Genomic DNA, 12,953 nt, shown 5'->3' with positions numbered 1-12,953 from the left:
AGTGGACAGCATGGCGTACCCAAGGCACTCTTGGGCACGCCATGGATTTCGGTAGCCCGACATGATCAAACGCCTGCTTCTCGCCCTCGTCAGTGCTTCTGTGTTGTTGCTCAACACGGCCCATGCCGGGGACAGTCCCGACACCGATCTGGTGCTCCTCACCGAAAACTTCCCGCCATACAACATGGCGAAGAACGGCAAGAATTTCGCTCAGGACGAGAACATCAATGGCATCGCCACGGACATCGTCCGCGAGATGTTCAAGCGCGCCGAACTCACTTACAGCCTGACCCTGCGATTCCCATGGGAGCGTGTCTACAAACTCGCCCTGGAAAATCCCGGCTACGGCGCATTCGTCATGGCACGGCTGCCGGATCGCGAAAAGCTCTTCAAATGGGTTGGCCCGATCGGCCCGGATGACTGGATCCTGCTGGCCAAACCCGACAGCAAAATCACCCTCGAAACCCTCAATGATGCGCGCAAGTACAAGATCGGCGCGTACAAGGGCGACGCGATTGCCGAGACCCTGAGCAAGCAGGGTCTCAAGCCCGTCGTCGTTTTGCGCGATCAGGACAACGCGAAAAAACTCATCAATGGCCAGATTGACCTGTGGGCTACCGGCGACCCGGCCGGGCGCTATCTGGCGCGCCAGGACGGAGTCACCGGGCTGAAAACCGTGCTGCGCTTCAACAGCGCCGAACTCTATCTGGCGCTGAATAAAGACGTGCCGGACGAGGTGGTCGCCAAGCTACAGGCTGCGCTTGATCAACTGCGCAAGGAAGGCGTGGTCGACGACATCATGGCGCGGTATTTGTAATATCCGGCACCTCCGATAGCTCGGGCACTTCTGGCACTTCTGGCAGTTCGGGCAACTGAGGCAGCTCTGCCACAGGCGTCGGCGTCGCCAGGCCCTCAGTCGCGTCTTCAGGTGGATATTGCAGCCAGCACAGGCTCTTGCTATCGGAGTACATGAAGTTGATAGCTGTTTCTGTACGGTTTTCCCGCCACAAGTCGTAGTTACTTTGCAGCTGATACAGCGCCATCATCGTGTTTTTTGCGACGTTGGCGGCAACTGCCCCGATGTCCGGAGTTGTCCATCCACTGATTGAAGTTTGGGTGTGGGTGAATTCTTCGCTCAATTTGGCCGAGAATTTTATCGGTCGTTCAACGTCCGACCCCGGGAGTGGCCATGCATTCGGGATCTGCACAGCGCTGATGCGCGTGAACAACCGCATGTCCCGGCGACTCTTCACTCGGCGCAAGGTCCATGTGACCAGGCTGTTTTTGTCCCCCTGGTTATGGCTCGAGCCGATGAGCACATAACGATCCGTCCTTTGCAGATAGTAATACGGCGATTCTCGCAGGCGTTGTGCGGGCGGCTGACCGTGGTCTTCGACCGCGAACCAGGGCAGTTTGGCTACTTGAGTCGGCTGCGTCGGTTCATGCGCTTCGGGCGCTGCAAAGCCAGACAGTATCGGAAGTTCCGGCCCCGGATTGATCTCTACCGGGATCTGCATTCGCAGTGAATACACTTCGACATCGGTGACTGGTCGGTCGTGGTTATTGGAGCTGACGAAAGTTCCTGGCGCGAAGTTGATCTCGCCTGCCTCGGCAAGCGGAGGATCTACGCTCCAGACGCTGAAACCCTGATTAGCGCGACTGCCTTGGTCATCCCAGATCAAAGCGCCAACGCTGGCCGCGGTTACGAGGTCTTCACGCACGCAGCGGACTGCATTCAATGAAGGCTTTTCGTCGTTGATGGAGCACACCAGACCCAGTGCTACATAACCTTCCTGAGCCAGTGGTAGCCACAACGTACCACCGGCGGGATTCGAGCCTGTATCGCTCCAGACCTGCTCAAAGTCCTCGGGCGGACTGAGTGCTTTGCCCCGCTGTGCATCGGCGCTCGCCGCCGGTCCCTCGCAGACAACCGCCACGATCCTGCCGCCATTGATATTGCCGTCGCCGGAGATGGCGACGTCGCCAAGCGGGAAGTACCCCGGCAGCAAATCAGGGGCGGGGGTCGGGCGCCAGAAGGCGCAAGGTTTTGCAGTGGAACTGTTGCAGGTCCAGACCCGCTGGAACTCGGTCGTGAAGTTGATCAGCAGGTTATCAACCGTGATCGACTGCATTGGCCTGTCGGCCGTTGTTTGCGTGTTCTCATTGTTCATGGTCATTCCTGATAGTGAAAGCGACTCACGGTCGCGACCTGTTGCAGGTCTCAATATCTGGAATTACCTGAGGCGTGGGGCGGTAACTATTTATAGGCGTGTGTCGGTTTGTTACCGATAGGTTCCGTCTTTGCCATGCGCAGCCGTGGCGCGATTGCTGCGCACGCTGATCATCTGTTTGATGTCGATCCACTCGATGCCTTGCGCTTTCAACTTTGGCAGTTCGCGCTCCAGCACCGCCAGAGTCTGCGGATACGGATGACCTATCATCACCGCCGATCCCTGCTTGCGAGCGAGGCTGATCGCGGTCTGCAACTGATTGAAAATTGCCGCTTCGGTGCGCTCGTCATCGAGAAACACGTCGCGCGAAACGCTCGCCAGATCGATCTTCTGCGCCTGCTGCGCTGCAACGGTCTGGGCGCTGGTGCGGCTGTCGACAAAAAACTTGTGGCGACGCTGCAACTCAGCCATCAACCAGGCCATGGCCACCGGCTGCGCAGTCATGCGACTGCCCATATGGTTGTTGATGCCAGCGGTGTACGGGACCATTTTGAATGCGGCGTCGAGGCGTTTTTGCAGTTCTTCGATAGGCAATTCAGGGTGCCAGGCGAACGGGCCGGTGGCCGGATCCATGGGCATGTGCAGAATCACGATCTTGCCGGCGCGATGGGCCTCGCGGGCAAACTCAGTGGCGTGCGGGGTGTCAGGCATGATCGCCGCCGTCACCGGGCCGGGCAGGGCGAGCACGCGACGATCGCGGGGCAGGCTTTGCCCCAGATCATCAATGATCAGGCTCAGGTAGACCTTGTGAGGCTTGGAGCCGACAGGTTCTGCGTGAGCAAAACCTGTCAGCAGGCACAACAGGGCGAGCGTGAAGCGCAGACCCATCCTCAACGGCCGGAGGTGATGCTCAAGCCTTTGAGCAGGCTCAGGGCCTGAGCCAACTGGTAATCGTCATCCTGCGGCATGGCCTTCGGCTTGGCGCCGGAACCGGTCGGTTTGTCCGCGCCGCCGTTGCCATTGCCGAGGTGACCTTGCAGATCGGCTTCCTTGAAGTATTCGCCGTCCTGCTCGCTGGTGATCTTGGCCTTGCGCACTTCGATGTCCGGCACGATGCCCTGGGCCTGAATCGAGCGGCCGTTCGGCGTGAAGTACAACGCGGTGGTGATCTTCAGCGCGCGGTCGTTGTTCAGCGGCAGCACGGTTTGTACCGAGCCTTTGCCGAAACTGGTGGTACCCATCACTACGGCGCGTTTCTGATCCTGCAAGGCACCGGCGACGATTTCCGAGGCCGAGGCGCTGCCACCGTTGATCAGCACAACCATCGGCACCGCTTCGCTTTCGTCTTTGCCGGTGGCGGAGAAGCGCAGTTCGGAGTTGGCGATCCGGCCCTTGGTGTAGACGATCAGGCCTTTGGTGATGAAGTGGTCGACCACTTCCACCGCTGCTTGCAGCACGCCGCCCGGGTTATTGCGCAGATCGAGGATCACGCCTTTGAGCTTTTTGCCGTTGTCCTTGCGCAGCTTGGCCAGGGCCTTGGAAACTTCTTCGCCGGTCTTGACCTGGAACTGAGTGATGCGGATCAGGCCGTAGCCCGACTCCAGGAGTTGCGCCTTGACGCTCTTCACTTGAATCACTGCGCGCGCCAGGGTCACGTCGAATGGCGTGCCGCCGTCGCGAACCAGGGTCAGGGTGATCTTCTGGCCGATCTTGCCGCGCATCTTGTCCACGGCTTCGGTCATGGTCTGGCCGCGGGTTGGCGCGCCGTTGATCTTGACGATGAAGTCGCCGGCCTGAATCCCGGCCTTCGACGCCGGCGTGTCGTCGATTGGCGACACGACTTTGATAAAGCCGTCTTCAGCGCCGACTTCGATGCCCAGACCGCCGAATTCGCCGCTGGTGCTTTCCTGCAATTCAGCGAAGTCTTCCGGGCCGAGGTAGGCCGAATGCGGATCGAGGTTGCTGAGCATGCCCTTGATGGCGTTTTCCAGCAGGGTCTTGTCGTCTACCGGCTCGACATACGCAGCCTTGATCCGGTCCATGACCTCGGCAAAGGTGCGCAACTCTTCCAGCGGCAATGGCGCCTTGGAGGTCGCGGCCGTGCCTGCCGGAGCGACGGCCGGAGCCGGTTGAGCGGCAAACGCCAGAGGCGCGCCGATCACCAGAGCGATCGTCAGGGCCAGCGAGGTAAGGCGGGACAAATGCAGCATGTCGAACGAACTCCTGAATTAGATGGTGCGCTTATCCTTGCGCACGACACCATTGCGCCGGATCACTCGGGTGACCCTGCTGACGAATTGCGAAATACAGTGCTGGTGTGTCCTGTCCGCCGCTGTTGCCGACAGTGGAGATGGACTCACCGGCTTTTACTACGTCACCGGCCGACTTGAGCAGCGTCTGGTTGTGACCATAAAGACTTAGAAACCCGTTGCCGTGGTCGAGGATCACCAGCAAGCCGGCGCCACGCAGCCAATCGGCAAACACCACGCGCCCGCCGTGTACGGCATGCACCTGACTGCCGGCGGAGGCGCTGATCATCACGCCGTCCCATTTGGTGCGCACATCGTCGCCACGGGTTTCGCCGAAGCGTGCCAGCAGTCGACCATCAACCGGCCAGGGAAGTTTTCCCCGAGTTGCCGAAAATGCGCCACCGAAGGTCTCGCCGCTGCTGGAAACCAGTGCGCCGGGTGTCGGTCTGGCGGGTTTGCGTGGGGCGTCGCTGGTGTCGGATTTGGCGTCCGCCTCAGCCTGGGCCTCACGTAAACGCTTTTTTTCGGCTTCCTGCTGGGCAATGAGCGCTTTCTGCCGCGCTTCTTCTGCCTCACGAGCCTGGCGAGCCAGGGTTTCCTCAATGGTTTTAAGGACTTTAGACAGGTCTGCCTGATCCTGCTCGCGGGCGGCGAGTTTCTGATCGCGGGCCTTCACGTCGTCGTTGAGCTTGGCCAGCACTTGCTGGCGCTCTTTGCGCACCTTGTCGAGTGCGTCGCGCTGGGTGTCGAGGTCGCTTTTCTGTGACAGCAACTGCGCTTGCTGCAAGCCGATGTCTTTTTCGACATTGGCCAGTTGGCGCAGGGTTTCATTGAAGTTTTTCAACTGCTCCAGGCGAGCCTGGCTCAGGTAGTCGTAATAGGTCAGGGTGCGGGCGAATTTCTCGGGGTTCTGCTGGTTGAGCAGCAGCTTGAGGTATTCCTGCCGGCCGTTCTGATAGGCCGCACGGGCCTGGATGGCGATCAGTCGTTGCTGTTCAGTGCGCGCGCTCTGGAGTTTTTTTTTCTCCGCATCGAGTCGCTGCAGCTCGGATTCGCTTTTCTTCAGCTCTTTTTGCAGGGCATCGACCTGTTTCTCGAGCTTGCCCATCTCGGTTTCGGTGCCCTTGAGGTCTTTCTGCACCCCGGATTTTTCTTCCTGGAGCTTGCCCAGCAGTTTTTTCAGCTCGGCGATGTCCTGACGCGTGGCGTCCAACTGTTGTTGGGTTTGCGCGCGCTCGTCAGCGAAGGCCGGTTGGAGCAGGCATGTCAGAGCAAGGGCGATCAGGAGGCGAAGCATAGAGGCGGGCGGCACCAGGGTAAGAGACGGCCTAGTATGCCCGCCCGACGCGGCAAAAAAAACGCCCAATTGGGGTTGTGTGATAACTGGGGCAGGTGACAGGTCAAATTCCATTTTGAAAACTCTATAAACCACTGTGGGAGCTGGCTTGCCAGCGATGGTGTCTGCACATTCAACATAGATGTTGGCTGTCAGATTGCTATCGCTGGCAAGCCAGCTCCCACAGGGTTTCGCGGTGTTGCGGCTGTTCAATTACACCAGAATCGAGGTGCCAGTCATTTCCGCCGGCTTTTCCATGCCCAGCAGCTTGAGCATGGTCGGCGCCACGTCTGCCAGCACGCCGCCTTCACGTACTTTCAAGTCACGCTTGCCGACATAGATGAACGGCACCGGCTCGGTGGTGTGTGCGGTGTGCGCTTGACCGGTGGATTCATCGGCCATTTGCTCGACGTTGCCGTGGTCGGCGGTGATCAGCGCTTCGCCGCCGACCTTTTCCAGCGCCTCGACGATACGGCCAACGCACAGGTCCAGGCATTCAACAGCCTTCACCGCAGCGTCAAACACGCCGCTGTGGCCGACCATGTCGCCGTTGGCGTAGTTGACCACGATCACGTCGTAACGCTGATGCTCGATGGCATCGACGATACGGTCGGTGACTTCAGGCGCGCTCATTTCCGGCTGCAAGTCATAAGTAGCGACTTTTGGCGACGGGATCAGAATGCGTTCTTCACCCGGGAACGGTTCTTCACGGCCACCGGAGAAGAAGAAGGTCACGTGAGCATATTTTTCGGTTTCGGCGATGCGCAGCTGGGTTTTGCCGTTTTTCGCCAGATAGTCGCCGAGCACGTTTTCCAGGCTGCCGGCGGCGAAGGCCGAAGGCGCAGGAATGCTGGCGGCGTATTGGGTAAGCATGACGAAACCGGCCAGTTTTGGCTGGCGCGCGCGTTGGAACTCGTTGAAATCGTCTTCGACGAATACGCGAGTCAGCTCGCGGGCACGGTCGGCGCGGAAGTTCATGAACACCACGGCGTCGCCGTCTTCGACCTTGACTGGCTCACCGATGCTGGTGGCTTTGACGAACTCGTCGCTCTCGCCACGGGCGTAAGCCGCTTCCAGACCTTCCTGAGCGGTGGCGGCGTTGAATTCGCCGTTGCCATCGACGATCAGGTTGTAGGCCTGGGAGACGCGATCCCAGCGGTTATCGCGATCCATGGCGAAATAACGCCCGACGATGCTGGCGATGCGGCCCTTGCCGAGTGCCTGGAAGGTCGCGTCGAGCAGTTCGATCGACGACTGCGCGCTTTTCGGCGGGGTGTCGCGACCGTCGAGGAAGGCGTGCAGGTAGATTTTTTCAGCACCGCGCTTGAACGCCAGCTCAGCCATGGCGACCAGATGATCCTGGTGGCTGTGCACGCCGCCGTCCGACAGCAGGCCCATGAAGTGCACGGCTTTGCCGGCGGCCACGGCTTTATCCACAGCGGCGCAAATGGTCGGGTTCTCGAAGAACTCGCCGTCGCGGATCGATTTGGTCACGCGGGTGAAGTCCTGATACACCACGCGCCCGGCGCCAAGGTTCATGTGGCCAACTTCCGAGTTGCCCATCTGGCCGTCCGGCAGGCCGACGTCCATGCCACTGCCTGAGATCAAGCCGTTCGGCTGATTGGCCGTCAGGCGATCCAGCACAGGCTTCTTCGCTGCAAATACGGCGTTGGATTCAGGGCTGTCGCTGTGACCGAAGCCGTCGAGGATGATCAGGACCAAAGGTTTAGGCGTGGTAGTCATGGAATCCACTCGTGGCTGAGTTAAAAAGAGGGCGATGGAAAAGGGAGTTGGAGTTTAAAGCGAAGTTCCGACCGCGTCACCGCCGGACGGGGTTTGGCCGACCATAGTGGCTGTGTATACTGGCCGACATTTTAACGCCCTGGAACCTCCTTCGATGGTTGCTCACCTGATTGAATTTGCCACTAACCACTACATTCTTGTCGGTATCTTCGTCGTACTGCTGGCACTGCTGCTGGCGCACACGATGCAGGGCGGCGGTAAAAGCCTGAGCACCGGCGAACTGACCGCACTGGTCAACAAGGACGCAGGCATTGTGGTGGACATCCGTTCGAACAAGGATTTCGCCGCTGGCCACATCGTTGGCGCGATCAATATTCCTCAAGACAAACTGGCCGCGCGTGTCGCTGAGCTGGAAAAGCACAAGGCCAAGACCATTATTCTGGTCGACGCCCTGGGCCAGACCGCTGGCACCCACGCCCGCGAGCTGATGAAATCCGGCTTCACCGCCGGCAAGCTGTCCGGCGGGATCTCCAGCTGGAAAGGCGACAACCTGCCGCTGGTGAAGTGAAATGACTCAAGTCATCGTCTACTCCAGCGATTACTGCCCTTACTGCTCGCGAGCCAAGCATCTGCTCGTGAACAAAGGCGTGGCCTTCGAAGAGATCAAGGTCGATGGCAAGCCGCAGGTGCGTGCCGCCATGGCCCAGAAGGCCGGGCGCACCTCTGTGCCGCAGATCTGGATCGGCGACAAGCACGTTGGCGGCTGTGATGACTTGTTCGCCCTTGAGCGCGCAGGCAAGCTCGACGCGCTGCTCAAGGCTTGACCTGCACACTCGACCGCACACCAAGAACCCTAAAAGACCCAAGATCAGAAAGGATCTGAGATGACTGACCAACAGAACACTGCAGCCAGCGAAGAAGAAACCGCACCGCAATTCTCCTTGCAGCGCATCTACGTACGTGACTTGTCCTTCGAAGCCCCGAAAAGCCCGGCGATCTTCCGCCAGCAGTGGGACCCGCAGGTCGGTCTGGATCTGAATACCCGCCAGAAGCAACTGGAAGGCGATTTCTACGAAGTCGTGCTGACCCTGTCGGTTACCGTTAAAAACGGTGAAGAAGTGGCCTTCATTGCTGAAGTGCAACAGGCCGGTATCTTCCTGATCAAGAACCTCGATGCGGCTTCGATGAGCCACACCCTGGGCGCGTTCTGCCCGAACATCCTGTTCCCGTATGCTCGCGAGACGCTGGACAGCCTGGTCACCCGTGGCTCGTTCCCGGCGCTGATGCTGGCTCCGGTGAACTTCGACGCTCTGTACGCGCAAGAACTGCAGCGCATGCAGGAAAGCGGCGAGACGCCAACCGTTCAATAAACGGCGCTGCTGAAAATCGCGGGCAAGCCCGCTCCCACAGGATTGTGCAAAACCTGTGGGAGCGGGCTTGCCCGCGATTGTTTGTGTCAGGCGAAAATTATTTGAAGTCGTTCTGCCGCCACGCTTCGTACACGGCCACGGCGACGGTGTTCGACAGATTCAAGCTGCGGCAGCCTTCACGCATCGGCAGGCGCAGGCGCTGTTCGGACGGCAGGGCGTCGAGCACTTCCGGCGGCAAGCCACGGCTTTCCGGGCCGAAGATAAACGCATCGCCCGGCACGAACGCCGCATCATGAAACGGCCGCGAGCCCTTGGTGGTGAACGCGAACAGCCGTGGATGGCCGAGGCTTTCCAGGCAACTGGCAAGATCGGCATGACGTTTGAGAGTGGCATACTCGTGGTAATCGAGGCCGGCGCGACGCAGACGTTTGTCGTCCATGTCGAAGCCCAGCGGTTCGATCAAATGCAGGTGGCAGCCGCTGTTGGCGCACAGCCTGATAACGTTGCCGGTATTCGGCGGAATTTCTGGTTGAAAAAGGATGACGTGAAACATGCACGGCTCCGCAGGTAAAGATGACGCGCATTCTACGCCGCCAACCGATCGGCGTTCGAAACTATTCCCGCGCGTGATCGCTTCGCTGGCAATCGTTGGTGTGATGGTCGGGCTGATGATCGGCCGGTTGACCACGCCTGACCCGAGCGTATTGCAACAGGTCGAAGTGGTCGATGGTGGCTTGCTGGTGTGGTTCAACAACGAACCGAAGCTGCACGGCGAGATCGTCGACGGCAGCGTGGCGTTGTTGTTCGAAGCGGAGGGCAAGGCGCAGAAAGGCCAGCTCAAGCTCGACGGCAAGGACGTGAACTGGCGGACGCGATTGAGTGACAAGGGCTTGTTGCTGACGCTGGTGGCCGCGCGGCCGCTGCAAGGCGAGTGGGTCGGCAAACAGCTCGACGACCGCTGGCGGCTGGAGATCCGTCTGCGCGATAAATAAAAGAGGGAATCCCCGGCCTGCCTGTACCAAGGTTCCCAAAACGGGCGGGCTCATCGCAATGCGGGCTGAGCCGGTGTAAAGAAGGAACCCCTGACCTGCCTGTATCAAGGGCCCCAAAAGGGTGGACTCGTTGAGTCCGGTGTAAAGAGGGGAATCCCCGGCCTGCCTGTACCAAGGCCCCCGAAACGGTTGGTGAATCGAATCACCTGATTGAGTTATTGCAGGGGGCGTGCCAGGTTTTAATATGGCGAAACAAAATGGCTCGATTGAAATGCGAAAGCCCCGGGATTCGGGGCTTTCGTGTGTTTTACGTCGGTTTTTTTGCGGGCCAATTGCAGAAATAACAAGGGGTGCCGTGCGCAATTGCGGGTCAGAACGCATTGCGATGGTGCACGCTGGCCCTTACTACATCGCGAGCGAGTCGGTTGAAGGCTGATTAACCCTCTTCCCCCTCATCATCATCCCCACCATCAACCTTCATCCCCAATTCCTTGATCTTGCGCGTCAGAGTATTGCGTCCCCAACCCAGCAACACCGCCGCATCCCGCCGACGCCCGGCTGTATGCTTCAGCGCCGTCTCGATCATGATCCGCTCAAACGCCGGCACCGCGCTGTCGAGCAGGCTCGATTGCCCGCGCGCCAAAGCCTGATCAGCCCACTGACGCAATGCTTGCTCCCAGTTGGTCACCGGTGCCGAATCCTGCGGCAGGTTCAGCAGTTCCGGCGGCAGGTCGCTGACGTGTACCTCGCGACCGGAGGCCATCACGGTGATCCAGCGGCAGGTGTTCTCCAACTGACGCACGTTGCCCGGCCAGGGCAGGTTTTTCAGGTATTCCTCGGTCTCGCTTTTCAGCAGCTTCGGTTCCACCGCGAGTTCTTGTGCGGCGCGGCTGAGGAAGTGCCTGGCCAGGGTCGGGATGTCTTCACGACGATCCGACAGGCGCGGGATGTGGATACGGATCACGTTGAGGCGATGGAACAAGTCCTCACGGAATTTCCCGGCGTGTACCAGGGTTTCCAGATTCTGGTGCGTCGCGGCGATGATGCGCACATCGACCTTGACCGGCACATGCCCGCCCACCCGATAAAACTCGCCATCGGCCAAAACCCGTAGCAAGCGCGTCTGAGTATCCGCCGGCATGTCGCCGATTTCATCGAGAAACAGCGTGCCGCCATCCGCCTGTTCAAAGCGACCGCGACGCAGGTTTGCCGCGCCGGTAAACGCGCCTTTCTCATGGCCGAACAGCTCGGATTCCATCAGATCTTTCGGAATCGCCGCCATGTTCAGCGCGATAAAAGGCGAGGCCGCACGCGGGCTGTGGCGGTGCAGGGCGTGAGCCACCAGTTCTTTACCGGTGCCGGATTCGCCGTTGATCAGCACGGTGATGTTGGAGTGACTCAAGCGACCGATGGCGCGAAACACTTCCTGCATTGCCGGCGCTTCGCCGATGATTTCCGGGGTACGGGTCAGGGCTGGCACCACTTCCAGGCCTTGCTGTTCTTGCGCGTGTTGATTGGCGCGCTTGACCAGCGATACCGCTTCATCAACGTCGAACGGTTTTGGCAGGTACTCGAACGCACCGCCCTGATAGGAGGCGACCGCGCTGTCCAGATCCGAGTGAGCGGTCATGATGATGACCGGCAACCGTGGGTGCTGCTCGCGAATCCGCGCCAGCAGATCGAGGCCACTGGCGCCCGGCATGCGGATGTCGGAGATGATCACGTCCGGTTGCTGGCGCGCGAGACGGCTCATCACGCCATCGGCGCTGTCGAAGCTCTGGGTGGTCATGCCTTCTTGTTGCAGGGCTTTTTCCAGCACCCAACGGATTGATCGGTCGTCATCGACGATCCACACGGTTTCACTACGGCTCATGTCGATGTGGCTCCTTGTTCCAGTGGCAGAAAGATCGAGAAGGTGGTGTGGCCTGGATGGCTTTCACACTCGATCAGGCCCTGGTGCTGACTGATGATGTTCTGGGTAATGGCCAGGCCTAGCCCGGTACCGTCCGGACGGCCGCTGACCATGGGAAAGAAAATGGTTTCCTGCAGTTCCGGCGGAATGCCCGGCCCGTTGTCGATGATCTCGATTTTGGTCACCAGACGATGGCGGATATGGCCAATGGTGAACTGGCGCATGGCGCGTGAGCGCAGGCTGATGCGACCCAGGCGCAGCTCGTTCTGGCTGCTGATGGCCTGCATCGCGTTACGCACGATGTTCAACACCGCCTGAATCATCTGCTCGCGGTCGATCAACACGTCGGGAATGCTCGGATCGTAATCGCGCACCAAGGTGATGCAGCCCTGACTCTCGGCCTCGACCAGATGGCAAACGCGCTCCAATACTTCATGTACGTTGCACAGCGCCAGCGAGGGCAGCTTGTTCGAACCGAGCATGCGGTCGACCAGATTGCGCAGGCGGTCAGCCTCCTCGATGATCACGTTGGTGTAATCACGCAGGCTGTCCTCCGGTAGTTGCCGGGCCAGTAATTGCGCGGCGCCACGGATGCCGCCGAGTGGATTCTTGATTTCGTGGGCGAGGCCGCGCACCAGCATCTTGCTGGTTTCCTGCTTCGACAACTGCGCCTCTTCCTTGGTGATCCGCAGCAGGCGGTCACGCGGATGCACTTCGAGCAGCAGCAGCGTCGCGCCGTTGCTGAGGATTGGCGTCACCGCGTAATCCACGGTCAGGGTCTGGCCGGTCAGGGCGGTGAGCATCGCTTCGCGTTTGGTGAACGGGTGCGCCTGTTCCACGGCCTGGCGGAGCGAGTTGAGCGCCTCGGTGGATTCAGTGAACAGCTCGCTGATGAACTGGCCATGGCTGCGCTGACCGCTGATGGCCAGCAGCATCTCCGCCGCCGGGTTCATGTACTCGAGGCGCAGTTCGGCATCGAGCAGGATGGTGGCGGTGGTCAGGTTGTCGAGCAGCAAACGGTGTAGTGCGTCGCTTATGGTCATCAGGACCTCTTTTGGAGCGGAGGGTGCGCAGGAAACAAGCGTCGGTAAACGGAAAATGCAAAAACCAAACCAAGGCTCCGAAAAGAAGCGCTCGACCACTGAAACGGGCGTTTGACGCTCGTTTGCGTGGCAGGTGG

General features: G+C 59.8%; 13 protein-coding genes. 5 read left to right on the top strand and 8 right to left on the bottom strand.

The annotated features are described in order from the left end of the window. Positions 1-61: 61 nt before the first annotated feature. Positions 62-817: a substrate-binding periplasmic protein gene (locus ACOI8A_RS16970; protein WP_420646829.1), complete on the top strand. Its 756-nt coding sequence runs from the start codon at positions 62-64 to the stop codon at positions 815-817. Here the strand turns inward: ACOI8A_RS16970 and ACOI8A_RS16965 are convergent. From ACOI8A_RS16965 to gpmI, 5 genes are all read right to left on the bottom strand, one after another. Further along, positions 798-2,171, bottom strand: coding sequence for a Vps62-related protein (locus ACOI8A_RS16965; RefSeq protein ID WP_420651272.1), 1,374 nt, complete (start codon positions 2,169-2,171; stop codon positions 798-800). The genes ACOI8A_RS16970 and ACOI8A_RS16965 overlap by 20 nt on opposite strands. Before the next feature lie 111 nt (positions 2,172-2,282). Then, a complete protein-coding gene (locus tag ACOI8A_RS16960; protein ID WP_420651273.1) occupies positions 2,283-3,059 on the bottom strand; it encodes a divergent polysaccharide deacetylase family protein in 777 nt (258 codons plus the stop codon). Positions 3,060-3,061: 2 nt separating this feature from the next. Continuing rightward, positions 3,062-4,381: a S41 family peptidase gene (locus ACOI8A_RS16955; RefSeq protein WP_420646832.1), complete on the bottom strand. Its 1,320-nt coding sequence runs from the start codon at positions 4,379-4,381 to the stop codon at positions 3,062-3,064. A gap of 31 nt (positions 4,382-4,412) precedes the next feature. Further along, entirely contained in the window at positions 4,413-5,717 is a 1,305-nt protein-coding gene (locus ACOI8A_RS16950) for a murein hydrolase activator EnvC family protein (protein ID WP_420646833.1), read from the bottom strand. Between the two features lie 252 nt (positions 5,718-5,969). Further along, complete coding sequence (gene gpmI / locus ACOI8A_RS16945; protein WP_420646834.1) at positions 5,970-7,499, bottom strand: 2,3-bisphosphoglycerate-independent phosphoglycerate mutase; 1,530 nt, start codon at positions 7,497-7,499, stop codon at positions 5,970-5,972. Between the two features lie 154 nt (positions 7,500-7,653). Here gpmI and ACOI8A_RS16940 point away from each other — a divergent pair, with 154 nt between their 5' ends. From ACOI8A_RS16940 to secB, 3 genes are read left to right on the top strand one after another with little or no spacing between them, the layout of a single operon-like run. Continuing rightward, positions 7,654-8,067 (top strand): rhodanese-like domain-containing protein, encoded by a 414-nt coding sequence (locus tag ACOI8A_RS16940; RefSeq protein ID WP_420646835.1) that lies wholly within the window; start codon positions 7,654-7,656, stop codon positions 8,065-8,067. 1 nt (position 8,068) lies between these two features. Further along, entirely contained in the window at positions 8,069-8,323 is a 255-nt protein-coding gene (gene grxC, locus ACOI8A_RS16935) for a glutaredoxin 3 (RefSeq protein ID WP_420646836.1), read from the top strand. Between the two features lie 60 nt (positions 8,324-8,383). After that, complete coding sequence (gene secB, locus ACOI8A_RS16930; protein WP_420646837.1) at positions 8,384-8,869, top strand: protein-export chaperone SecB; 486 nt, start codon at positions 8,384-8,386, stop codon at positions 8,867-8,869. Between the two features lie 97 nt (positions 8,870-8,966). On the opposite strand, the gene ACOI8A_RS16925 is transcribed toward secB, so the two are convergent. Next, positions 8,967-9,422, bottom strand: coding sequence for a tRNA (cytidine(34)-2'-O)-methyltransferase (locus tag ACOI8A_RS16925; protein ID WP_420646838.1), 456 nt, complete (start codon positions 9,420-9,422; stop codon positions 8,967-8,969). On the opposite strand from ACOI8A_RS16925, the gene ACOI8A_RS16920 reads away from it, so the two are divergent. Further along, positions 9,421-9,861 (top strand): hypothetical protein, encoded by a 441-nt coding sequence (locus tag ACOI8A_RS16920; protein WP_420646839.1) that lies wholly within the window; start codon positions 9,421-9,423, stop codon positions 9,859-9,861. The genes ACOI8A_RS16925 and ACOI8A_RS16920 overlap by 2 nt on opposite strands. 436 nt (positions 9,862-10,297) lie before the next feature. Here ACOI8A_RS16920 and ntrC read toward each other — a convergent pair whose 3' ends face one another. Together ntrC and glnL are read right to left on the bottom strand one after the other, a co-directional pair. Next, entirely contained in the window at positions 10,298-11,734 is a 1,437-nt protein-coding gene (ntrC, locus tag ACOI8A_RS16915) for a nitrogen regulation protein NR(I) (RefSeq protein ID WP_420651274.1), read from the bottom strand. Then, positions 11,731-12,816, bottom strand: a complete 1,086-nt coding sequence (glnL, locus tag ACOI8A_RS16910; protein WP_420646841.1) for a nitrogen regulation protein NR(II) — start codon at positions 12,814-12,816, stop codon at positions 11,731-11,733. The genes ntrC and glnL overlap by 4 nt, the downstream gene beginning before the upstream one ends. Between the last annotated feature and the right edge of the window lie 137 nt (positions 12,817-12,953).

The organism is Pseudomonas sp. P4795, assembly GCF_048822895.1.
Taxonomy (GTDB): domain Bacteria; phylum Pseudomonadota; class Gammaproteobacteria; order Pseudomonadales; family Pseudomonadaceae; genus Aquipseudomonas.
This window is presented reverse-complemented; position numbering and strand designations above follow the sequence as displayed.